Genomic DNA, 20,043 nt, shown 5'->3' with positions numbered 1-20,043 from the left:
TCGTCCGCCTCCGACATGGCCGTCGGAGCGCGCGTCGCAGCATCCGTCCGAGGCCGGAACTAGACTGACGACATGACGGATGAGCAGCGCCCCCGCAAGCGCGATCTTCTGTGGGGTCGTATGCCGACCGATCGCACCGTCACGACCGAGGCGGACAACGCCGTGCCGCTGTCATTGCGCGTCGCGGCCGGCTACGCCTGGCGGCTGCTGCTGATCGCCGCGGCCGCTGGGGTCATCATCTGGCTGGTGATCCAACTGAAGCTCCTCGTGATCCCGCTGCTGGTCGGCATCCTGATCACGGCACTGCTCTGGCCGGTGTTCGAATGGATGCTGCGCAAGCGCTTCCCGCGGTGGCTCGCGATCCTGATCGCCCTCGTCGGAACTCTCGCGATCGTCACCGGCCTGCTGTGGCTCGTCGGGTGGCAGGTCGCGCGAGAGTGGCCATCAGTGCAGAAGAGCACGATGCAGGCGCTCGACGAGTTCCAGCAGTATCTGATGGAGGGTCCGCTGCACCTGTCCGCGGGCCAGATCCAGGACTACATCGACCAGGGCTTCGCGCTGATCCAGGAACAGGCACAGCTGCTGTGGTCCGGAGCGCTCGCCATCGGCTCGACCGCCGGTCATGTGGTCGTCGGCATGCTGCTGACGATCTTCGTCCTGATCTGCCTGCTCGCCGACGGCGGAGGCATCTGGCGCTGGACGACGAAACTCTTCCCCCGCGATGCGCGACCGGCCGTGGACGCCGCAGCGCGCAGCGGCTGGCGTACGGTCGTCAGCTACGCGAAGACCCAGCTGCTGGTCGCGACGATCGACTCGATCGGCATCGGTCTCGGCGCCTTCCTGCTCGGCGTTCCGCTCGCGATCCCGGTCGCCGTGCTCGTCTTCCTCGGCGCGTTCATCCCGATCGTCGGTGCCGTCGCCACGGGTGCCGTTGCGGTGTTCCTCGCGCTCGTCTACAACGACCCGTGGAACGCGTTCTGGATGCTGGTCGTCGTGATCGGCGTGCAGCAGCTGGAGGGGCATATCCTGCAGCCGATCCTGATGGGATCCGCCGTCAAGGTGCATCCGCTCGCCGTCGTTCTGGTGGTCGCCGGCGGCTCGATGATCGCCGGCATCCCCGGTGCACTGTTCGCGGTGCCGCTGGCGGCCTTCGTGAATGTCGTCGCCGTGACGCTCAGCAGCGGTTCGTGGAAGACCGGCAGCAGGCCCACCGGTGACCTGATCTGGAGTACAGTGCCGCGCGAGCGGCGTCGGAGGAATACATGAGTGCAGTCCCCAGTCTGGCCGAGTTCGAGGAAGCCGCACGGGGGCTGGAGCGAGTGATCTCGCACACGCCGACCCTGCCGTCCAGGGCACTGTCCGACATCCTAGGTGAGTCCGTCGTGCTGAAGATGGAGAATCTTCAGCGCACCGGATCGTTCAAGATCCGTGGTGCGGCGTATCGGCTGTCGAAGCTCACAGCTGAAGAACGAGCACGCGGCGTGGTCGCAGCATCCGCCGGCAACCACGCGCAGGGCGTCGCGCTCGCCGCTCAGGCGCTCGGAATCCCCGCGACGATCTTCATGCCGCTCGGGGTGCCTGTGCCCAAGCTGCTCGCGACTCGTGGGTACGGCGCAGAGGTCGTGCTGGAAGGCGAGACCGTCGCGACATCGCTGCGACTCGCGGCCGAGTTCGCGGAGCGCACCGGCGCGGTGATGATCCATCCCTTCGACCATCGCGACGTGGTGATCGGTCAGGGAACCCTCGGTCTCGAACTGATCGCGGATGCCCCCGACGTCGACACGATCCTGGTCGGGATCGGCGGCGGAGGACTCATCGCCGGCGTGGCCGCCGCAGCGAAGGGTGCCGCAGCTCAGGCCGGACGCACCGTGCGGGTGATCGGGGTGCAGGCCGAGAACGCCGCCGCGATGCCGCCCTCGCTCGCCGATGGGCACCCGGTCGAGATCGTGACACTGCCGACCATCGCAGACGGCATCCTGGTCGCGAAACCGGGGGCTGTGCCTTTCGAGATCATCAAGGATCTGGTGGACGATGTCGTCACCGTCACGGACGATGACATCGCTCGTGCGATCCTCATTCTGCTCGAGCAGGCGAAGGTCGTCGTCGAGCCGGCTGGCGCCGTCGGCGTGGCTGCCATTCTCGCCGGCAAGGTATCCGGCACAGGCAAGACCATGGCCGTGCTCTCCGGTGGCAACATCGACCCTCTGCTGCTCCAGCGCGTCGTGTCGCACGGGCTCGCGGCATCCGGTCGCTATCTGACCATCCGCATCCCGTTGCCCGATCGTCCAGGCCAGCTCGCCAGGGTCTCCGAGCTCGTCTCCCAGGCCGGTGCGAACGTCATGGAGGTCATGCACACCCGTCACGGCCAGGGTCTGCAGATCAGTGAAGTGATCCTGCAGATGAGCATCGAGACCAGGGGAGCGGAGCACACCGAGCTGACTCTCGACACGCTCCGCCAGGCCGGCTACGACCCGATGGTCGTTCCCGACTGATTGCGCCTGGTGGCCGGACTCAGCCGGCGTAGGTCTCGACGTTCGTGACCTCGACCGAGATCGACTTGCCGTTCGGTGCCTCGTACGAGGTCTTCTCGCCGACCTTCAGACCGAGGATGGCCTGGCCGAGCGGGCTGGCCTCGCTGTAGACGTCCACGTCGCTCCCGGATGCCGCGATCTCGCGGCTGCCGAGCAGGAAGACCTCTTCGCCGCCGGCGACGAGCGCCGTGACGACCGTTCCGGGCTCGACGATGCCGCGGCTGACCACGGCCTCGCCGACCTTGGCGGTCTTCAGAAGCTGCTCGAGGGTGCGGATGCGCGCCTCCTGCTTGCCCTGCTCATCCTTCGCGGCGTGGTATCCGCCGTTCTCCTTGAGGTCGCCCTCTTCGCGGGCGGCTTCGATGCGCTTCGCGATCTCGTCGCGGCCCGTGGTGGAGAGGGTTTCGAGCTCGTTGACGAGCCGGTCGTACGCATCTTGCGTGAGGAAGGGTACCTGAGCGTCTGTGGACACAGCGTGCTCCTTAGTCGAACGCCCTTCAGGGCGGTGTTGTCGAACGCCCGTCGGGGCGGTGGGGATATGCCAAGACGCCCCGGCAAGTGGCCAGGGCGTCGGTCGTATCAGGGGAGTCTATAAGGCCCAGCAGGAGTTCACCAAACCTGTCGTGGCTTCTGCGACGGTCGGTATGGTGGCGCTCAACTGCTGCATGTGGCTGTCTCCGGCCGGGATCTCGACGATCTTCCAGCCCACGACGCCGAACTCCTCGTCGAGCGCCTCGACGGCGCAGGCGAGATCTCGTCCCTGCGGCGCTGTCACCTGGAATCGCACCGTGACACTGTGCTCGTCGACGAGTTCGTAGCTCAGATCGTCGGCATCGACCGAGTTCATCGACTGCGCTACGGTCACCCACGAGGCGATCACGACCACCACGAGGGCGATGGCGCCGCCGATGACCCACTTCGCCCGTTTGCGTCGTCCGCGACCGTATCGTTCGTCGAGCTCGAGTGCTGTCGTCACGGGTCGGTGCTTTCGGTCGTTAGGCTTGTGGTTCCAGGTTATGCGACCTGCGCAGGAAAGGCTGACACATGATCGTGCTGTTCGGAACTGAGACACCGATTCCGACGCCGACGATGACCGTCGACCCCAACGCGGTCACACCCGGCCCCGCCGGATTCCTCGTGATCGTGATCGTCGTGATCGCCGTGGTGCTGCTCATCTGGGACATGAACCGCCGCATCCGCCGCGTGCGCTACCGCGAAGAGGTGCGCGAGGAGCTCGATGCGGAAGAGGCAGCAGGTCGGCAAGCGCAGGCCTCGGATGCCGGCACCGCCGCCGCTACGGATGAGAACGGCGGCGCAGCATCCGAGAAAGACGATCCAGGGCGCTGAGCCTGCTCAGTGCATGGTCATGCCGCCGGTGACGTTGAGCGCCTGGCCGGTCATGTAGCCCGCCAGGTCACTGGCGAGGAAGAGTGCGACGCCCGCGACGTCCTGCGTGGTGCCGGTTCTGCCCAGCGGCACCTGCGAGCGGTCCTCCGCGGCCACCTCTTCGGCTGTCATACCGCGGATCGCACCGCCCTCGATGCGCTCCCGGTGCTTCATCGGCGTCTCGATGATGCCGGGGCAGATCGCGTTCACCGTGATGCCGCGCGGTGCGAGCTCGACGGCCATGGTCTTCGTGACGCCGAGCACCGCATGCTTCGAGGCCACGTACGCCGTCATGCCGCGGTAGCCGTTCTTGCCCGCCTGCGATGAGATGAAGATGATCCGGCCGGTCCGATCCGCGGCGACGAGCCTGCGCGCGACGCCGCGTGCGACGAGGAACGACCCCTTCGCGTTGACGTCGAGGTTGCGATCCCAGTCGGCCCCCGTGGTCTCTGTCGCATAGCCCATCGTCGACGTGCCAGCCGCGGTCACGACGACGTCGACGGTTCCGATGGCGTCGGCGACGGCATCCAGAACGCTCTCCACGGCGCTCTCGTCGCTGACGTCGAGCCGGACTGCCCACGCACGCTCGCCGATCCCGCTCAGCCCTTCAGGCAGGCTCAGATCGGCGCTGACCACCGTCGCGCCCTCCGCGAGGAACGCGTCCACGACACCGGCGCCGATGCCGCTGTTGCCACCGGTGACGAAGACCACTCGAGAGGTGAGCTCGTCGAACATCACACTCCCACGCGCTCGAACGCGTCGAGGCTGATGCCCTGCTCGAGGATGCGCTTGGACCACTCCCGCGCGCTGTGCAGACTGTGGTCGCGGTAGTTGCCGCAGCTGATCGCGTCGACTCCTGGGACGTCGTCCCAGGAGATGTCCTCGGCGATCGCGGTGAGCCCGACGCGGACGGCCGCCACGACAGCCGCGACGCTCGGCTCGCCCCATGTGATCAGGTGGAAGCCCGTGCGGCACCCGAACGGGGAGATGTCGATGACGCCCTCGAGATGGTCGCGCAGCAGGCTGGCAAGCACATGCTCGATGGTGTGCAGCCCCGCCGTGGGGATCTCGCCCTCGTTCGGCTGCACGAAGCGCACATCGAAGTTCGAGATCGCGTCGCCCTTGGGGCCGTGGTCAATCTGGATCAGACGGACATAGGGGGCGCGGACAGCGGTGTGATCGAGGGTGAAGCTCTCGACGTCAGCCATGGTTTCTCCTTCGTCGTTCAGGGGTGCACTACTACTTCTATCAGCCAGGAAGACCCAGCGACGGTGAGTACGGGGCGATCGAGATCAGCAGGCACGCGACCCAGTGGCAGAGGAACGCGAGCACGGTGCACAGGTGGAAGATCTCATGGAATCCGAAGTGGCCAGGCCATGGATTGGGCTTCTTCATGGCGTAGATGATCGCGCCGCCGGTGTAGAGCAGTCCGCCGACGACGACCAGCACCATCATCACGGCATTCGCGTTGAGCAGGTCGACCAGGTACATCATCGCGGCCCAGCCGAGCACGAGGTAGAGGGCCACATACAGCCAGCGCGGTGCGTTGATCCAGAACACCCGGAACAGGATGCCGAGCAGCGCGCCGCTCCAGACCAGGATGAGCAGCAGCGTGCCCTTCTCCGGCACCAGCGCGTTGACCGCGAGCGGCGTGTAGGTGCCCGAGATCAGCAGCAGGATGTTCGCGTGATCGATGCGTTTGAGCACCAGCTTGGTCTTGGGGCTCCAGTCGATGCGGTGGTACAGGGCGGAGTTGCCGAACAGCAGCAGCGAACTCGCCATGAATACCGCAGCGGCCCACTTCGCGGGAGCGCCATCGGCGAGCACGATGAGCACGACACCCGCGACCATCGCGACCGGGAAGGTGGCGGCGTGCAGCCAGCCCCGCCAAGTCGGTTTGATCTCGACGCCGGCAGTCGCCTGCGCGTCCTCCAGCAACGGCAGCTCTGGAACGGGGGCGGCGTCGGGGTCGGGAGTGCTCACATGCTCACTCTAAGCCGCGGCTCATGCCGTTGTATGTACATGCCGACGATCACAGCGCGCTCACACGACGACGGCCATCGGCGCGATAACGTAGGCAGGTGAATGCACGTGCGAGCGAGGGCCGGGGGCCGCTGTACCGGCTGTACGGCAAGAGGCTCCGGCGGCAGCTGGATCCGGCATCCGTCCCGCATCACATCGCGATGATGATCGACGGCAACCGTCGTTGGGCGCGTCAATTGGGCCTCGAATCCCCGGCCGACGGCCATCGCGCCGGCGCGGCCAAGATGAGGGAGTTCCTCGGCTGGTGCGATGACATCGGTGTCCGCGTCGTCTCGCTGTATCTGCTCTCCAGCGATAACCTGCGAAAGCGCGACTCCAAGGAGATCGCCGACCTCATCGAGATCATCGCCGAACTCGCCGAGTCCCTCGCTCAGAACGGCGACTGGCGGGTCAAGCACGTCGGCCGCTCCGACATCCTGCCCGATGAACTGGCGCGCGTGCTGCGCGACGCCGAGGAGCGCACCACCGGGCATTCGGGCCTGCACGTGAATCTCGCGGTCGGCTACGGCGGACGCAACGAGATCGTCGACGCCGTGCGCTCGATCATCGCCGAACACGATGCATCCGGCGGCACCATGGAAGATCTCGCAGCCCATCTCACGCCCGAGATGATCGGCGAGCACCTGTACACCGGCGGCCAGCCCGACCCGGATCTCGTCATCCGCACGAGCGGCGAGCAGCGACTCAGCGACTTCCTGCTCTGGCAGAGTGCGCACAGCGAGTTCTACTTCGTGGAAGCGCTGGGGCCCGACCTGCGTCAGGTCGACTTCCTGCGGGCGATCCGCGACTACGTCGACCGGGATCGGCGCTTCGGACGCTGAGCCGTCTCGCTCGCTGAGCCGTCCCGCTCGCTGAGCCTGTCTAAGCGTCGCCCGCGTGGGAGAATCTTCTGGTGAGCACTCTCGACGATTACGTCGCAACCTTCGACGGTGACCCTGGTTATCTGAACTGGGCAGCATTCGGGCCGATCTCGCCGACCGTGCGCGCCGAGGTGTTCGCCGACGCCGATCTGCTGGGTAGCGGCCGCCCCTCATCGCTCGCGCTGGTCAGCGAGCGGTTGGACGAGGCTCGCGAACTCGCGGCCGAATTGCTCGATGCAGACCCTGAGACGGTCACGCTGCAACCCTCGTCGACGCACGGGCTCATGCACGCCTTCTACGGGCTCAGCGGCACGGTGATCGCGTCGTCGGCGGAGTTCCCGAGCATCAGCATGACGCTCGAGCGGGCCGCGCAGGCATCGGCGGGCGAGCTCGCTCCGCGCTGGATCGACCCGGAGCACACCTTCGTGACCCCGGATGCCGTCGCCGAGGCTCTGGACGATGACGTGACCGCGCTCGCGGTCAGTCATGTCGACTTCCGCACCGGCTTCCGCGTCGATCTCGCCGCTCTGCGCGAGGTGCTCGGCCCGGATCGCCTGCTGATCGTCGATGCCGTGCAGTCGTTCGGCGTCGTGGACGACGACTACTCGGTCGCCGACGTCGTGGCAGGTCATGGCTACAAGTGGCTGCGTGCCGCTCGCGGCACCGGCTTCACCTCGTTCTCCGCGAAGGCCAGGGAGCGCATCGCCCCCGTGCTGTCGGGCTTCGCCGGCGTGGAGGGCGGGCTTCCCGTCGACGAACTGCCGGCGCCCGCAGCATCCGCTCGTGCATATGCGGTCAACAGTCCCGATCAGCTCGCCGTCGCCCGCCTGGCCGTCGGCCTGCGCGACGTTCGTGACGCGGGGGTGGCCGCGATCGATGACGCGATCAGCGAGCGCGTAGACCGCATTTTCGAGATCGCTGACCGTCACGGCATCCCTGTGCTCACACCGCGCACGAAGAGTGAGCGCGCCGGCATCGTCACGCTCGCGCCCGAAGAACCGGCCGCGCTGTCCGCAGCACTCACGAACGCGGGGATCGTCGCCACGACCCGTGGTGCGACCGTACGTCTCGCGGCGCACGCAGGTACGAGCGATGAGACGCTGCGCATGCTCGACGAAGCGATCGGGACGCTCGGCGCATAGTCGCGTCGAGTTCATCTGCACTTAATATGCCGCGCGGGCGTGTCGCGCGCGCAGGTCGGCGGCCGGGTCGTACGTTCTAGGCATCGGGCACAGTGCCCGGTCGGGTCGGCCTTCGGATCGCGACTCGTGGCCCCTGGTCGACTCGTGGCATAGCCGGGAAACATCCCGGGTCGGGAGTGGGTCGTGACCACACGTACAGCACAGCAGTCCACCCGTCAGTCCTCGCGTCGGGCATCCTCAGGGAAGCCGGATCAGGACCTTCGCACCTACGTGCTCGACACTTCGGTGCTGCTGTCGGATCCGCAGGCGTTCTTCCGCTTCGCCGAGCACTCGATCGTTCTTCCGGTCGTCGTGATCACGGAGCTCGAGGGCAAGCGTCACGATCCGGAGATCGGCTACTTCGCGCGGCAGGCGCTGCGTCACCTGGATGCGCTGCGCATCGAGCACGGACGTCTGGACTTCCCCGTGCCCATCGGCGAGGGCGGCACGCTGCGCGTCGAGCTGAACAACACCGACGGTTCGGTGCTACCCAGCGGCATCCGCCTCGGTGACAACGACAGCCGCATCCTCGCGGTGGCCATGCACCTGGCAGAGGACGGGCAGGACGTCACGATCGTCTCCAAAGATCTGCCGATGCGCGTGAAGGCCGCGTCGCTCGGGCTCATGGCCGAGGAGTACCTGGCCGAGCAGGCTGTCGACTCCGGCTGGACCGGCATCGCCAACCTCGACCTGTCCGGCGACGACATCAGCGATCTTTACGAGAGCGAAGTCGGCATCAGTGAGGATGCCCGCGGACTTGCGGTCAACACGGGCCTCATCATCCACTCCGAACGCGGATCGGCACTCGGACGCATCACAGGCGACGGCGAGTACCGGCTGGTGCGCGGCGACCGCGAGCTGTTCGGGATGCACGGCCGGTCCGCCGAACAGCGCATCGCGATCGATCTGCTCACCGACCCTGACGTGGGGATCGTCTCGCTCGGCGGGCGCGCCGGTACCGGCAAGTCGGCGCTCGCGCTGTGCGCCGGCCTGGAAGCGGTGCTCGAGCGGCAGCAGCAGAAGAAGATCATCGTCTTCAGGCCGTTGTTCGCCGTGGGCGGGCAGGAGCTCGGATACCTCCCAGGCGACCAGGGCGAGAAGATGGGGCCGTGGGGTCAGGCGGTCTTCGACACTCTCGGCTCGGTGGTCTCGGGCAATGTCATGGAGGAGGTCGTGGAGCGCGGCATCCTCGAGGTGCTCCCGCTCACGCACATCCGCGGACGCTCGCTGCACGACGCTTTCGTGATCGTCGACGAGGCGCAGTCGCTGGAGCGCAACGTGCTGCTGACGGTGCTGAGCCGGATGGGCCAGAACTCCCGCGTCGTGCTCACTCACGACGTCGGACAGCGCGACAACCTGCGCGTCGGCCGCCACGACGGCATCGCCTCGGTGATCGAGACGCTGAAGGGGCACGACCTGTTCGCGCACGTGACGCTGATGCGCTCGGAGCGCTCGGCGATCGCCGCGCTGGTCACGGAGCTGCTGGAGGGCGGGGAGCTCAACTGAGCTGGCTGTTGCGCCTGTGGTGCGACAGTCTGGGGGACCGAAGCACGGATGCCGGACCGAATCGGGAGATTCGTCCGACATCCGTCGTCCCGACCCCCAGACTGTCGCTCACGCGTAATCCCGGAGTCGAGCGAGCGCACCCACAATGGCGTGCTGCACCGACGGCCAGTCGTACATGACCTGCGCGTAGTCGAAACGAAGCGTCTCGAGTCCGAGGGCTGAGGCTGCGGCATCCCGCATCAGGTCCTTGTGGCGCAATGATCGCCCGTCGTGATTCTCTCTGCCATCCACCTCGATGATCAGCCGCCCGCCCGCGACGAAGTCCACACGGCCGACGCCGTCGATCTGCACCTGGCACTCGAGTGCGATTCCGAGCAGATGCAGCCGTAGGCGAAGCAGCGACTCCAGTCCGCTGTCTGCATCACGACGTGCGAAATCCACGAGCCAGCGATCTGATGCCGGAAGCGCATCTCTGATGCGTTTTCGAGCCGGCGTGCTCAGCAGGCCGAGACGCCATGCGGACTCGAACGACGCAAAGAAGGACTCGGCGCCCTCGCACCTGTACAGGTGCACGAGAGCCTGCTCTACCTCCGCGAGACTCAAAGGAGGGACACCGCGGAAGTAGTGGCTCACGCACACGCAACCCGGATGCTGATGCACTCGTCCGCGCGTACCGACCCAGACGTGCGGTGCGGTGTCGGAAGAGAGGACCCAGACCCCGTGCCTGCGCAGTGCCGCCGAGCAGGTCAGGGCCCCACCGTGACGGACGGCGGCGAGATCCGCCGCGTTCGCGTCCAGGGCGGCGAACGTGCCAGGGCGCACGCGTCGGATCTGGCCGGCCGAGACGGCAGCTGCCAGACCCTGACGAGTGACACCGAACTGCTGCAGCTGCACGCCGCGAGCGATGCCGCCGAGATGCGAGATGAGCGAGGCTGGATCGAACATCACCCCACCGTGACGGATCCGCCGGATCCTCGGAGGCCGTACACCCGCATTCCGTGGATAACTTGGCACGGCGGCATCCGGTGCAGCGTGAGTGCCGCCGACAGAATGGGGGCCCAAACGACGAATGTCGGACGGATTCCGAAGAACCGTCCGACATTCGTCGTTTCGACCCCCGAAGTGTCGGGGGCGAGAATCGGGACTCAGCCCGGGTGGGTCATGCTCAGCAGGTCGAGCTTCTCGTCGAGCTGCTCCAGCGTCAGCTCGCCGCGCTCGACATAGCCGAGGTCGATGACGGCATCGCGCACCGTGACGCCCTGGGCGACGGCGTGCTTGGCGATCTTCGCCGCTGCCTCGTAGCCGATCAGCTTGTTCAGCGGGGTCACGATCGACGGGCTCATTCCCGCGAACGCCGCCGCACGCTCGGTGTTCGCGACAAGGCCGTCGATCGTCTTGTCCGCGAGCACCCGTGAGGCGTTCGCGATCAGGCGGATCGACTCGAGCAGAGCGGTGCCCATGACGGGGATGGCGACGTTCAACTCGAAGGCACCGGATGCTCCGGCCCAGGCCACGGTGGCGTCGTTGCCGATCACGCGGGCGCAGACCATCAGCACGGCCTCCGGTATGACCGGGTTGACCTTGCCTGGCATGATCGACGAGCCGGGCTGCAGGTCGGGGATGTGCAGTTCGCCGAGGCCGGTGTTGGGGCCGGAGCCCATCCAGCGCAGATCGTTGTTGATCTTCGTCAGCGAGACCGCGATGGTGCGAAGAGCACCGGATGCCTCGACCAGGCCGTCACGGTTCGCCTGCGCCTCGAAGTGGTCCTTGGCCTCGGTGATCGGCAGTTCGGTCTCTTCGGCGAGCAGGGCGATGACCTTCTGCGGGAAGCCGAGCGGAGTGTTGATGCCGGTGCCGACGGCCGTGCCGCCCAGCGGCACCTCGGCGACGCGGGGGAGAGCGGACTGCACGCGCTCGATGCCCAGGCGGATCTGACGGGCGTAGCCGCCGAACTCCTGGCCGAGAGTGACCGGGGTCGCATCCATGAGGTGCGTGCGGCCGGACTTCACGGCATCCTTCCACAGCTCCTGTTTCGCCTCGAGGGCGACGGCGAGGTGGTCGAGCGATGGGATGAGAGTGTCGATGAGGGCCTGGGTGACGGCGATGTGCACCGAGGTCGGGAACACGTCGTTCGACGACTGCGACGCGTTGACGTGGTCATTCGGGTGCACGGCGGAGCCGAGGATGCTGGAGGCGATGGACGCCAGCACCTCGTTCATGTTCATGTTCGACGAAGTGCCGGAGCCGGTCTGGTAGGTGTCGACAGGGAACTCGTGGTCGTGCGCGCCTGAGGCCACGCGGTCGGCGGCCGCTGCGATCGCATCCGCGATGGCGCCGTCGAGGGTGCCGAGCTCCTTGTTCGCGAGTGCCGCTGCCTTCTTGATGCGCGCGAGGGCGGCGATCTGCGCCGGTTCCAGGCCCTTGCCCGAGATCGGGAAGTTCTCCACCGCGCGCTGCGTCTGCGCACCGTACAGCGCGTTCACTGGCACGCGGACCTCGCCCATGGTGTCGTGCTCGATGCGGTAGCCCTGCGATTCTTCGCCGCTGCGCTGGTGTGTGTCGGTCACTTCGATCCCTCCTGGGTTGCGGGGACGCCTTCGATCCCCGTGTCGATTCCTACGGCTATGACGGGCACGGCCGTGCCCTCGGCAAGTCGGTAGTTGGCGCCCACGATGCCCAGTCGGCCCTCGGCGACCGCGTCGCTGATCAGTTCTGACGACTGCAGCAGGTTCGCGACCGTGTTGCGCAGGTGCTCGCGGCCGACGAGTTCGGCGTCGATGTCGGCCGGCGACGAGCCGCCCTCGGAGGCCAGCACCTTGCGGGCGGCCGGGATGATCGGGGCGATGAGCTTCCAGATGTGCGGCGGGAGCGGGTCAGCGTCGATCGCCGTGCCGTCGATCGCCGCGCGCACAGCACCGCACTCGTCGTGGGCGAGCACGACGATCAGCGGCACCTTGAGGATCTCGACGGCGTATTCCAGGCTCCCGACGATCGACTCGCCGATCACCTGCCCGGCGTTGCGCACCACGAACAGGTCGCCGAGGCCGAGGTCGAAGATGATCTCTGCGGCCAGGCGCGAGTCCGAGCATCCGAACAGCGTCGCGACCGGGTTCTGCTGATGGGCGAGATCGTGACGTCGCTCCACGTCCTGGTTCGGATGCCGCGGCTCACCGTTCACGAATCGACGGTTGCCGTCGAGCATCTGCTGCCAGGCTGCTGTGGGGGTGAGCGTCGTCATGAGGCCTCCGCGATGGCGTTGATCTGAGGAATCAGCGACTCAGCGAGCTCGGCCGTCGAGTCGGCAGAGCGCGAGCCGTAAAGCAGTACGTAGTCGTCGCCGGCCTGCGTGCCGATCGCGTACGACACGTTGTCGTCCGCGTCACTGCGCAGCGCATAGACGTCCCATTCGAGTCCGCCAATGCGGGTCGTGTCGGTGGCGGCGGTGCCGCCCAGCAACTGTGGCGCCCAGGACGAGTCGTCGTCGAACGCCTGCGCGATCCGGATGAAACCGCGCTCGTCTTCGGCAGCCGGCGCCACGGTGATGTTCCAGACGACGGTCGCGCCGCTCTGCAGCTCGGCGGCGTTCACCCGCCAGAAGTCATCCAGTTCCGGCACGAGCGCCGGCCGGTCCATGGTCGACTCGACATCCTGCGCGATGGCAGCGACGTCGATCTCGGTCTCGGAAGCGCGCTCCCCACGGGGGACGCCGAAGATGATCACAGCGACCACGACAAGCGTGATGAGAAGCGCGGCGATGAGGTTGCGGAAGTTCTGGCTCGCGCGATACTTCTTGCTGAACTCAGCCTTGCGCGCGGCAGTCTCCTCCGGCGTCTCCGGCCGGCCGAGCTCTGCGATGATCGGCGCGCTCTTGCTCACGACGATTCCCCTGCGGATGAGTCGGAAGAATCGGATGCCGCAGCACGAGCCTGCTCGAGGCGGCGCTTCGCGCCCAGCAGCCACTCCTCGCAGCGCGCTGCGAGCGCCTCGCCACGCTCCCAGAGAGCGAGGGAATGCTCGAGAGTCGGGGCGCCCTGTTCGAGTTCGGCGACCACACGCACGAGTTCGTCGCGAGCGGCCTCGAACGACAGGGTCTCGACAGGGGAGTCGGTCGGCGCAGTCACGGTTTCCATCCTACGTCCAGCGCGCGCCTCACTCAGCTTCAGCGATCTCGCCCTCCGACCGAGCTGCGAGCGAGCCGCGGTCGACCGTGATCGTCAGCGCGGCGCCGACCGGAGCATCCGCCGCGTCGCGCAGGATCACACCGCCGTCGAGGTGCGCGATCGCATACCCACGCGCCAGTGTCGCCGCCGGCGAAAGCGCTCGGAGGGACGCACGCAGCTCGGTGGTCTTGCGGGCGGCGGTGTCGAGCCGGCGTGTGATCGTGTCGCGTCCGCGCGAGGCCTGCAGCCAGATCTCCTGCGCGCGCGCGTCGATGATCGGATCGGGGGAGCGCAGCACCGGGCGAGTGCGCAGCTGCTCGAGCTGCTGGATGTCGTGCGAGATGCGCTGCGTGAGCCGGGTGGTCGCGCGGGAGCGCAGCTGGCCGATCAACGCGCGCTGCTCTCCGACGTCGGGGACGACGCGTTTCGCGGCATCCGTCGGCGTCGAGGCACGCAGGTCTGCGACGTCGTCGAGAAGAGGATGGTCGTTCTCGTGCCCGATGGCGGAGACGACGGGGGTGGATGCCGCGGCCACCGCCCGCACGAGGCGCTCGTCGCTGAACCCGAGCAGGGTCTGTGGGTCGCCACCGCCGCGCGCGATGATGATCACGTCGACGTCGGGGTCGGCGTCGAGCTTCGCCAGCGCGGCCAGGGTCTCCGGCACGCAGCGATCGCCCTGCACCGCGGCATATTCGGTGCGGAAGCGCACCTGCGGCCAGCGCAGCTCCGAATTGCGATGCACATCCTTCTCGGCATCCGACTTCTCGCCGGTGATGAGGCCGATGACGTGGGGGAGGAAGGGCAGCGACTGCTTGCGCGACGGATCGAACAGGCCCTCTTGGCGCAGCTGCACGCGCAGCTTCTCGAGGCGCTCGAGCTGGTCTCCGAGGCCGACGTGCTTCATGGATGACACCGTGAAGCTGAAGTCGCCGGCCTTGACGAAGTAGTCGGCCTTCACTGCCGCGACGACATGGTCGCCGATGCCGAGATCTGCCGGGATGCGGCCGCGCACGCTCGACCAGATGCGGATCGATATCTGTGCGTCGGACTGGGTGTCCTTCAGCCGGGCGAACACATTGCCGCCGCGCACGTTCCAGGACGTGATCTCGCCCTCGACCCAGACGACGTTCCAGCGCGCGATGAAGTCGCGGATCGTGCCATTCAGACGGGCCACGGATGTCGGAGCATCCGCCGTCGAGTCACGCGGAGCCACAGCATCCGCCGGTGGCGCCTCGCCCTTCGCGGGTGTCGCTTCGAAGACCGTCATCTGGCCCTTTCCGTGCTTGTGCGCCTGAGCGTCCGTCCAGGCCTGGCATGGCCGTTCGAAGGTAGGATCGAAGCGTGAGCCAGGCGACCGTACATCTTCCCGTTCCCCGCATCCCTCGATCGCGCGGGGCGCGGCTTCAGGATAACCCGGTGAACGGACACAAGCGGGTTCTGCTCGCTGCACCACGCGGGTACTGCGCCGGCGTCGACCGTGCGGTCGTCGCTGTCGAGAAGGCGCTCGAGCGCTACGGCGCCCCGGTGTACGTGCGCAAGCAGATCGTGCACAACATCCATGTCGTCACCGAGCTCGAGGAGAAGGGCGCGATCTTCGTCGAGGAGGTCGACGAGGTGCCCACTGGCGCGCACGTCGTGTTCAGCGCGCACGGTGTCTCTCCGGCGGTCGTGGGTGCGGCATCCGATCGGGGATTGCACGCGATCGACGCGACCTGCCCGCTGGTGACCAAGGTGCACCGCGAGGCCGTGCGCTTCGCGCGCGACGACTTCGAGATCCTGCTCATCGGCCACGAGGGTCACGAAGAGGTCGAGGGCACGGCCGGCGAGGCGCCAGAGCACGTCACGATCGTGAACTCTCCGGCCGAGGCGGACACCGTCCAGGTCAAGGACCCTTCGAAGGTCGTGTGGCTGTCGCAGACCACGCTGTCGGTCGACGAGACCATGGAAACGGTCAACCGACTGCGGCTGCGCTTTCCCGAGTTGCAGAATCCGCCGTCCGACGACATCTGCTACGCGACTCAGAACCGTCAGGTCGCGATCAAGAAGGTCGCCGTCGACGCCGAACTCGTGATCGTCGTCGGTTCGTCGAACTCGTCGAACAGTGTGCGTCTGGTGGAAGTGGCGCTGGAGTACGGGGCTAAGGCTGCGTACCGCGTCGACTACGCGGAAGAGATCAAGCAGGAGTGGCTCGACGGCGTCGCGACCGTCGGCGTGACGAGCGGGGCATCCGTTCCAGAGGTCCTCGTGCGCGAGGTGCTCGAGACGCTGGCCGCCGCCGGCTACGGCGACGTGGAGGAGATCCGCACCGCCGAGGAGGACCTGATGTTCTCTCTGCCCAAGGAACTGCGCCAGGATGCGTCGGGTCAGCGCGATGCACGTGCTCTCGGCGGCCGTGCGACAGCGGATTCATCCACGTCCTGAACGACAACCCCGCGCGCTCGTCGCGACAGTTGTTTAGGCTTGTCGTGCAGCACGCGTATCACGGTGCTGCAGATGGAGCGTGCGTCCCGAGGCGTGAGCGTCCCCAGCGTTCCGCTTCAGCGGCCCCAGAGGAGTCCCCACTCCTCTGGGGCCGTCGAGATCTTTGTGGCCGTCTCGCTGCGTTGCGCGCGCGGAACCATTCCTGCGATCATCCTGCGATCCGTTCAACGATGAGCCGGTTACCATGTCGGGATGACCGATCAGCGTCCCCAGTACGGCGAGTATGCGACTCCGGATGAACAGCGACGGCTGGCAGGCCTGCCGCCGTTGGATGCCGCGCCCGCCGCTGCCCCGGTCACCGAACAGCCCGCGCCGGCGGAGCCCGCTCGCTCGATCGCGAAGGCGCGCCCGTGGGACCGGATCATCACGATCGCCTTGCTGGCCTACGGGCTCGTCAACGTCGTCATGACCGGCCTGTCGTACCTCGACCTGCCGACCGTCATGAACGAGAGCATGAGGATCCTCGGGATCGACGGCGAGTTCACCAACTTCGCCCAGGGCAGGCTGTGGGGCACGACCGCTGCCGTCCTCCTCGTCGTGGGCTGGGCGATCACCGCCTGGCTCTCGCTGCGGCGGCTGCGCACCGGAAAGCTCACCTGGTGGGTGCCCCTCGTCGGTGCGGCCGCAACCATGCTGATCGTGTCGATCTGCATCATGGTGCCGATGCTGGGCGACCCGGCCTTCATGGCGTACGTCGACGGGATGTCCGGTCGGTGAGCGCCGCCCGCGTTCTCGCCGTCTGCGTGGTCCATCAACTGCGAGCGGATGCCGGCCCAGTCGGAACCACGGCGATCGACAAGCGTCCGGTGGACGGTCCGATCAAGGTCGGCACCTATGGCGCGTATGCCGACGTGCAGGCAGACCGCAGGAACCACGGCGGACCCGACAAGGCTGTGTATGCGTATTCGCAAGGGGATGCTGACTTCTGGGCGGGGGAGCTGGGCCGTGAGCTGCCGTTCGGGTGGTTCGGGGAGAACCTGCGCGTGTCCGGTCTCGATCTCGGTGCGGCGCTCGTCGGCGAGCGGTGGTCCATCGGCACGACCATCCTCGAGGTGACGATGCCGCGAACTCCGTGTCAGACGTTTGCGCGCTGGGTCGGCGGCGATGATGAGCGCGGCTGGGTCAAGCGCTTCTCGAATGCGCGCCGGCTGGGCGTGTACCTGCGAGTGGTGCAGAAGGGGCGGGTGCAGGCGGGGGATGCCGTGACCGTGCTGCATCGGCCGGAAGGCGCCCCGACCGTGCTGGAGATCTACCGCGGCGTGTGAGGACTCATCGCCCACCCGGTATTCGGACCGGATGCCGGTGCGCAGTCGGCGTCACGACCCCCAGACCGCGCGGGCTCCCGACTCACCGATCAGCACGATCATGACGGTCACTCCGATGCTCACGCCCATTGCGAGCACGCCGAGCACGACCGCGACGATACGAGCCTGCGAGGGCCGCTTCTCGATGACTCCCTGGCGGCCGAACCGGTACCAGGCCCAGTGGGCGGAGGCCGCGACGAAGAGCGCGATCGCCCAGGGCAACAGCATCCGTCCGAAGGATTCATGACGCTCGACGGCGGGCAGCGGGCCGACCACCTCCTTCAGGCTCTCGCCGGCGGCCACGGTGATGGGCACGAGGATCAGCACGACGAGTGCGGCGAGCGGCGTGACGATGCCGAGCCGTCGTCGCGCAGCCGGCCAGAACACGCTCAGCACCAGTGCGAGTGCAGTCAGGGGCGTCAGGATCACGACCAGGTGGACGATGAGCGGGTGCAGCGGGAGCCCACCGATCTCCAGGGCTCCGACCATGGGCAGGGAGTTCATACTGGGAGAACGACAGGAACCGGGATCCGGTTCATCTGAACCTTCCGACCCTCCACGACGTGTTGTCAGGGGAGGTGCAGCAGATGGCGCTCGACGAGGCCGAACGGCTCACCGCGCTCTTCGACGCGCATGCCGGGCCGGTGTGGCGGTACGTGGTGCATCTCACTGGCGATCGCGCCGGAGCCGACGACATCGTGCAGGAGACGCTGCTGCGGGCCTGGCGCAGCCCGCGCATCCTCGAACAGGAGACGTCGACGACGCGGTCGTGGATGTTCACCGTCGCGCGGCATCTCGTGATCGATGACGCACGCAGTGCACGCAGACGCCACGAGTTCGCGGCTCCGGATGCGCCGGAACGCATGGTGGATGACGCCACGGATGCGCTGTTCGAGGCGATCCTCATCGAGGATGCGCTGGCCACGCTGACGCACGATCACCGCGAGGTCATCGTGCGCGCATACTTCGGCGGATGCACGGTCGCCGAGATCGCGGCGGAACTCGATGTTCCCGAGGGAACGGTGAAGTCGCGTCTGCACTACGGCATCCGATCGCTTCGACTCGCGCTCCAGGAGAAGGGGGTGACGCGATGAACGCTGATCACGCGCGTTTCGCCGATTGGGATGCGGCCTACGTGATGGGTGCGCTGAACTCGGCGGACCGGCGCCTCTTCGAGGAACACCTCGACGACTGCGAGGTGTGCGGCCGGGCGGTCGCCGAGCTCGCACCGGTCATCGGCCTGCTTGGACGCGTCGAGCGCAAGAATGCGGAGTCCCTTCTCGCCGAGACCCCGGCGGGACCCGATCCCTCTCGACGCGGGCAGCTCGCCCGGATCGCGGCAGCGGATCGGGTTCACCGCCTGCGGAGGCGGTGGTGGACCGGTGCGGCGGTTGCGGCAGCTGCCGCGGTGGTCGCGGTCGTGCTCGCCGTGACGTTGCCGTTCGCACCGTCACCCAAGGACGTCACGGTCGTCACGATGCAGACCACATCGGATCTGCCCCTCGAGGCGAGTGCCGAGCTCACCGAGGTCGACTGGGGCACGCGCATCGATCTGGAGTGCGTGTACGGCGGTGCAGGCGGTGGAGACGCCAGTTGGCCCTACGCGCTCTACGTGATCGGCAGTGACGGATCTGAAGAGGCCGTGTCCAGCTGGCGCGCGCGTCCGGGGACGACGGCCGAGCTCAGCGCGGGGACCGCGTTGGACGTCGGACGGATCGAGACGCTGGAGATCCGCGCCGTCGGATCGGGGCAGGTGCTCATGCGCGTTGAACTCTCCGGTTGAACCCTTCTCATCGCGGCGTCGTTTCCCCGGTGACCGCAGTTGCGATCGCAGAGAAGGGACTTTCCATGTTCACGAAGATCGGCAGGGCCGCTGCGGTGGCCGCTCTGCTCACACTCACCCTGTCGAGCTGCGCAGGCGGCGCGGCCGACCCGGCGGCTCCGGCATCGGAGTCGGCGTCGGAGTCGAGTGACGGATACGGGACGACAGAGGGTGCTCAGCTCATGGTCGCCGACTCGGAGCTCGGCGAGATCGTGGTCGATGCGAAGGGCATGACCGTCTACATGTTCGACAGCGACACTCAGGACGCGGGCGAGAGCACCTGCGAGGGACAGTGCGCGACGAATTGGCCGGCGGTGACCACAGACGGCGACCCGGTCGCGGGCGAAGGCGTGACCGGTGAGCTGGGTACGATCACCGGCGTCGACGGCGCCACCCAGGCCACGCTCAACGGATGGCCCCTGTACTACTTCGCGGGTGATTCGGCCGCCGGAGACGTCGCCGGCCAGGGAGTCAACGACGTGTGGTGGGTGCTGTCACCGGCGGGAGAGCGCACGGCGGAGTGAGCGTCGTCATCGGTGTCGACTCAGCGCCCCGAGACGTGGGCGTCCGGCCCGGGATACACCGTGCCCTCGTGCCCGTCATCCCATCGCACCATGTAGGGCGGGGCCCCGTCGTCGCCGTGCACCTCAAGGATCTCGCCTTCGCGTCTGTGAGCCGTATCGGTGCGCCCTTCGACGATCAATCGGTCACCGGGTTTCGCCTGCATCGTCATCACACCCTTCCTTCGCGGATCGGATGCTTCAACGAT

At 67.3% G+C, this 20,043-nt stretch carries 25 protein-coding genes; 12 read left to right on the top strand and 13 right to left on the bottom strand.

The features are described from left to right. Positions 1-72: 72 nt before the first annotated feature. Both IEV67_RS07855 and ilvA read left to right on the top strand, forming a co-directional pair. Positions 73-1,266 (top strand): AI-2E family transporter, encoded by a 1,194-nt coding sequence (locus IEV67_RS07855; RefSeq protein ID WP_188436024.1) that lies wholly within the window; start codon positions 73-75, stop codon positions 1,264-1,266. Further along, entirely contained in the window at positions 1,263-2,492 is a 1,230-nt protein-coding gene (gene ilvA / locus IEV67_RS07850) for a threonine ammonia-lyase (protein WP_188436023.1), read from the top strand. The genes IEV67_RS07855 and ilvA overlap by 4 nt, the downstream gene beginning before the upstream one ends. 19 nt (positions 2,493-2,511) lie before the next feature. Here the strand turns inward: ilvA and greA are convergent, their stop codons facing one another. Together greA and IEV67_RS07840 are read right to left on the bottom strand one after the other, a co-directional pair. Then, positions 2,512-3,003: a transcription elongation factor GreA gene (gene greA / locus IEV67_RS07845; protein WP_188436022.1), complete on the bottom strand. Its 492-nt coding sequence runs from the start codon at positions 3,001-3,003 to the stop codon at positions 2,512-2,514. A 117-nt stretch (positions 3,004-3,120) separates the two neighbouring features. Continuing rightward, a complete protein-coding gene (locus tag IEV67_RS07840; protein ID WP_188436021.1) occupies positions 3,121-3,507 on the bottom strand; it encodes a DUF4307 domain-containing protein in 387 nt (128 codons plus the stop codon). 68 nt (positions 3,508-3,575) lie between these two features. Here IEV67_RS07840 and IEV67_RS07835 point away from each other — a divergent pair, with 68 nt between their 5' ends. Next, positions 3,576-3,878, top strand: coding sequence for a hypothetical protein (locus IEV67_RS07835; RefSeq protein ID WP_229702900.1), 303 nt, complete (start codon positions 3,576-3,578; stop codon positions 3,876-3,878). Positions 3,879-3,884: 6 nt separating this feature from the next. Here IEV67_RS07835 and IEV67_RS07830 read toward each other — a convergent pair whose 3' ends face one another. Genes IEV67_RS07830 through trhA form a run of 3 tightly spaced genes read right to left on the bottom strand, consistent with a single transcriptional unit; the run spans position 3,885 to position 5,900 of the window. After that, positions 3,885-4,652 carry an SDR family NAD(P)-dependent oxidoreductase gene (locus tag IEV67_RS07830; protein ID WP_229702898.1) on the bottom strand — a complete coding sequence of 256 codons (768 nt, stop codon included), beginning with the start codon at positions 4,650-4,652 and terminating at the stop codon, positions 3,885-3,887. Beyond that, a complete protein-coding gene (locus IEV67_RS07825; RefSeq protein ID WP_188436019.1) occupies positions 4,652-5,125 on the bottom strand; it encodes an S-ribosylhomocysteine lyase in 474 nt (157 codons plus the stop codon). Before IEV67_RS07825 ends, IEV67_RS07830 begins: the two co-directional genes overlap by 1 nt. A gap of 40 nt (positions 5,126-5,165) precedes the next feature. After that, positions 5,166-5,900: a PAQR family membrane homeostasis protein TrhA gene (gene trhA, locus IEV67_RS07820; protein ID WP_188436018.1), complete on the bottom strand. Its 735-nt coding sequence runs from the start codon at positions 5,898-5,900 to the stop codon at positions 5,166-5,168. Positions 5,901-5,998: 98 nt separating this feature from the next. Between trhA and IEV67_RS07815 the strand changes: the two genes are divergently transcribed. The 3 genes from IEV67_RS07815 (at position 5,999) to phoH2 (ending at position 9,507) form a co-directional block, all read left to right on the top strand. Beyond that, positions 5,999-6,781, top strand: coding sequence for an isoprenyl transferase (locus tag IEV67_RS07815; protein WP_188436017.1), 783 nt, complete (start codon positions 5,999-6,001; stop codon positions 6,779-6,781). A 71-nt stretch (positions 6,782-6,852) separates the two neighbouring features. Continuing rightward, positions 6,853-7,962, top strand: coding sequence for an aminotransferase class V-fold PLP-dependent enzyme (locus tag IEV67_RS07810; protein ID WP_188436016.1), 1,110 nt, complete (start codon positions 6,853-6,855; stop codon positions 7,960-7,962). 270 nt (positions 7,963-8,232) lie between these two features. Beyond that, positions 8,233-9,507, top strand: coding sequence for an RNA 5'-3' helicase PhoH2 (phoH2, locus tag IEV67_RS07805; RefSeq protein WP_188436337.1), 1,275 nt, complete (start codon positions 8,233-8,235; stop codon positions 9,505-9,507). Between the two features lie 108 nt (positions 9,508-9,615). Here the strand turns inward: phoH2 and IEV67_RS07800 are convergent, their stop codons facing one another. The 6 genes from IEV67_RS07800 to xseA form a co-directional block, all read right to left on the bottom strand. Further along, positions 9,616-10,452: an endonuclease domain-containing protein gene (locus IEV67_RS07800; RefSeq protein ID WP_188436015.1), complete on the bottom strand. Its 837-nt coding sequence runs from the start codon at positions 10,450-10,452 to the stop codon at positions 9,616-9,618. Positions 10,453-10,652: 200 nt separating this feature from the next. Further along, a complete protein-coding gene (locus IEV67_RS07795; RefSeq protein WP_188436014.1) occupies positions 10,653-12,074 on the bottom strand; it encodes a class II fumarate hydratase in 1,422 nt (473 codons plus the stop codon). Next, complete coding sequence (locus IEV67_RS07790; protein WP_188436013.1) at positions 12,071-12,745, bottom strand: carbonic anhydrase; 675 nt, start codon at positions 12,743-12,745, stop codon at positions 12,071-12,073. The genes IEV67_RS07795 and IEV67_RS07790 overlap by 4 nt, the downstream gene beginning before the upstream one ends. Beyond that, a complete protein-coding gene (locus IEV67_RS07785; RefSeq protein WP_188436012.1) occupies positions 12,742-13,383 on the bottom strand; it encodes a DUF4245 family protein in 642 nt (213 codons plus the stop codon). Before IEV67_RS07785 ends, IEV67_RS07790 begins: the two co-directional genes overlap by 4 nt. After that, positions 13,380-13,637: an exodeoxyribonuclease VII small subunit gene (locus IEV67_RS07780; RefSeq protein ID WP_188436011.1), complete on the bottom strand. Its 258-nt coding sequence runs from the start codon at positions 13,635-13,637 to the stop codon at positions 13,380-13,382. The genes IEV67_RS07785 and IEV67_RS07780 overlap by 4 nt, the downstream gene beginning before the upstream one ends. A gap of 19 nt (positions 13,638-13,656) precedes the next feature. Next, positions 13,657-14,934 (bottom strand): exodeoxyribonuclease VII large subunit, encoded by a 1,278-nt coding sequence (xseA, locus tag IEV67_RS07775; RefSeq protein WP_188436010.1) that lies wholly within the window; start codon positions 14,932-14,934, stop codon positions 13,657-13,659. 149 nt (positions 14,935-15,083) lie between these two features. Between xseA and IEV67_RS07770 the strand changes: the two genes are divergently transcribed. The 3 genes from IEV67_RS07770 to IEV67_RS07760 all read left to right on the top strand — a co-directional run bounded on the left by IEV67_RS07770 (position 15,084) and on the right by IEV67_RS07760 (position 17,413). After that, positions 15,084-16,088, top strand: a complete 1,005-nt coding sequence (locus IEV67_RS07770; protein WP_229702896.1) for a 4-hydroxy-3-methylbut-2-enyl diphosphate reductase — start codon at positions 15,084-15,086, stop codon at positions 16,086-16,088. A gap of 252 nt (positions 16,089-16,340) precedes the next feature. Next, on the top strand, positions 16,341-16,865 hold the full coding sequence (locus IEV67_RS07765; RefSeq protein WP_188436008.1) for a DUF6264 family protein: 525 nt from the start codon (positions 16,341-16,343) through the stop codon (positions 16,863-16,865). Beyond that, on the top strand, positions 16,862-17,413 hold the full coding sequence (locus tag IEV67_RS07760) for an MOSC domain-containing protein (RefSeq protein WP_188436007.1): 552 nt from the start codon (positions 16,862-16,864) through the stop codon (positions 17,411-17,413). The genes IEV67_RS07765 and IEV67_RS07760 overlap by 4 nt, the downstream gene beginning before the upstream one ends. A gap of 51 nt (positions 17,414-17,464) precedes the next feature. On the opposite strand, the gene IEV67_RS07755 is transcribed toward IEV67_RS07760, so the two are convergent. After that, positions 17,465-17,956 (bottom strand): DUF2231 domain-containing protein, encoded by a 492-nt coding sequence (locus IEV67_RS07755; protein ID WP_229702894.1) that lies wholly within the window; start codon positions 17,954-17,956, stop codon positions 17,465-17,467. Between the two features lie 83 nt (positions 17,957-18,039). Here IEV67_RS07755 and IEV67_RS07750 point away from each other — a divergent pair, with 83 nt between their 5' ends. From IEV67_RS07750 to IEV67_RS07740, 3 genes are all read left to right on the top strand, one after another. After that, positions 18,040-18,546, top strand: coding sequence for a sigma-70 family RNA polymerase sigma factor (locus tag IEV67_RS07750; protein ID WP_188436335.1), 507 nt, complete (start codon positions 18,040-18,042; stop codon positions 18,544-18,546). Next, entirely contained in the window at positions 18,543-19,235 is a 693-nt protein-coding gene (locus IEV67_RS07745; protein WP_188436006.1) for an anti-sigma factor family protein, read from the top strand. Before IEV67_RS07750 ends, IEV67_RS07745 begins: the two co-directional genes overlap by 4 nt. A 65-nt stretch (positions 19,236-19,300) precedes the next feature. Continuing rightward, on the top strand, positions 19,301-19,798 hold the full coding sequence (locus IEV67_RS07740) for a COG4315 family predicted lipoprotein (RefSeq protein WP_188436005.1): 498 nt from the start codon (positions 19,301-19,303) through the stop codon (positions 19,796-19,798). Between the two features lie 20 nt (positions 19,799-19,818). On the opposite strand, the gene IEV67_RS07735 is transcribed toward IEV67_RS07740, so the two are convergent. Then, on the bottom strand, positions 19,819-20,007 hold the full coding sequence (locus IEV67_RS07735; RefSeq protein WP_306440984.1) for a DUF1918 domain-containing protein: 189 nt from the start codon (positions 20,005-20,007) through the stop codon (positions 19,819-19,821). Positions 20,008-20,043: the final 36 nt, after the last annotated feature.

This window comes from Microbacterium murale, assembly GCF_014635185.1.
Classification (GTDB): domain Bacteria; phylum Actinomycetota; class Actinomycetes; order Actinomycetales; family Microbacteriaceae; genus Microbacterium; species Microbacterium murale.
This window is presented reverse-complemented; position numbering and strand designations above follow the sequence as displayed.

Excerpts from the sequence above, each read along its gene's own strand:
- IEV67_RS07830 (WP_229702898.1), bottom strand. The coding sequence starts at position 4,652 with ATGTTCGACGAGCTCACCTCTCGAGTGGTCTTCGTCACCGGTGGCAAC.
- IEV67_RS07800 (WP_188436015.1), bottom strand. The coding sequence starts at position 10,452 with ATGTTCGATCCAGCCTCGCTCATCTCGCATCTCGGCGGCATCGCTCGC.
- IEV67_RS07755 (WP_229702894.1), bottom strand. The coding sequence starts at position 17,956 with ATGAACTCCCTGCCCATGGTCGGAGCCCTGGAGATCGGTGGGCTCCCG.
- IEV67_RS07835 (WP_229702900.1), top strand. The coding sequence starts at position 3,576 with ATGATCGTGCTGTTCGGAACTGAGACACCGATTCCGACGCCGACGATG.
- IEV67_RS07740 (WP_188436005.1), top strand. The coding sequence starts at position 19,301 with ATGTTCACGAAGATCGGCAGGGCCGCTGCGGTGGCCGCTCTGCTCACA.
- IEV67_RS07825 (WP_188436019.1), bottom strand. The coding sequence starts at position 5,125 with ATGGCTGACGTCGAGAGCTTCACCCTCGATCACACCGCTGTCCGCGCC.
- IEV67_RS07855 (WP_188436024.1), top strand. The coding sequence starts at position 73 with ATGACGGATGAGCAGCGCCCCCGCAAGCGCGATCTTCTGTGGGGTCGT.
- IEV67_RS07790 (WP_188436013.1), bottom strand. The coding sequence starts at position 12,745 with ATGACGACGCTCACCCCCACAGCAGCCTGGCAGCAGATGCTCGACGGC.
- xseA (WP_188436010.1), bottom strand. The coding sequence starts at position 14,934 with ATGACGGTCTTCGAAGCGACACCCGCGAAGGGCGAGGCGCCACCGGCG.
- IEV67_RS07735 (WP_306440984.1), bottom strand. The coding sequence starts at position 20,007 with ATGACGATGCAGGCGAAACCCGGTGACCGATTGATCGTCGAAGGGCGC.
- IEV67_RS07765 (WP_188436008.1), top strand. The coding sequence starts at position 16,341 with ATGACCGATCAGCGTCCCCAGTACGGCGAGTATGCGACTCCGGATGAA.
- IEV67_RS07745 (WP_188436006.1), top strand. The coding sequence starts at position 18,543 with ATGAACGCTGATCACGCGCGTTTCGCCGATTGGGATGCGGCCTACGTG.
- IEV67_RS07780 (WP_188436011.1), bottom strand. The coding sequence starts at position 13,637 with ATGGAAACCGTGACTGCGCCGACCGACTCCCCTGTCGAGACCCTGTCG.
- ilvA (WP_188436023.1), top strand. The coding sequence starts at position 1,263 with ATGAGTGCAGTCCCCAGTCTGGCCGAGTTCGAGGAAGCCGCACGGGGG.
- IEV67_RS07750 (WP_188436335.1), top strand. The coding sequence starts at position 18,040 with ATGGCGCTCGACGAGGCCGAACGGCTCACCGCGCTCTTCGACGCGCAT.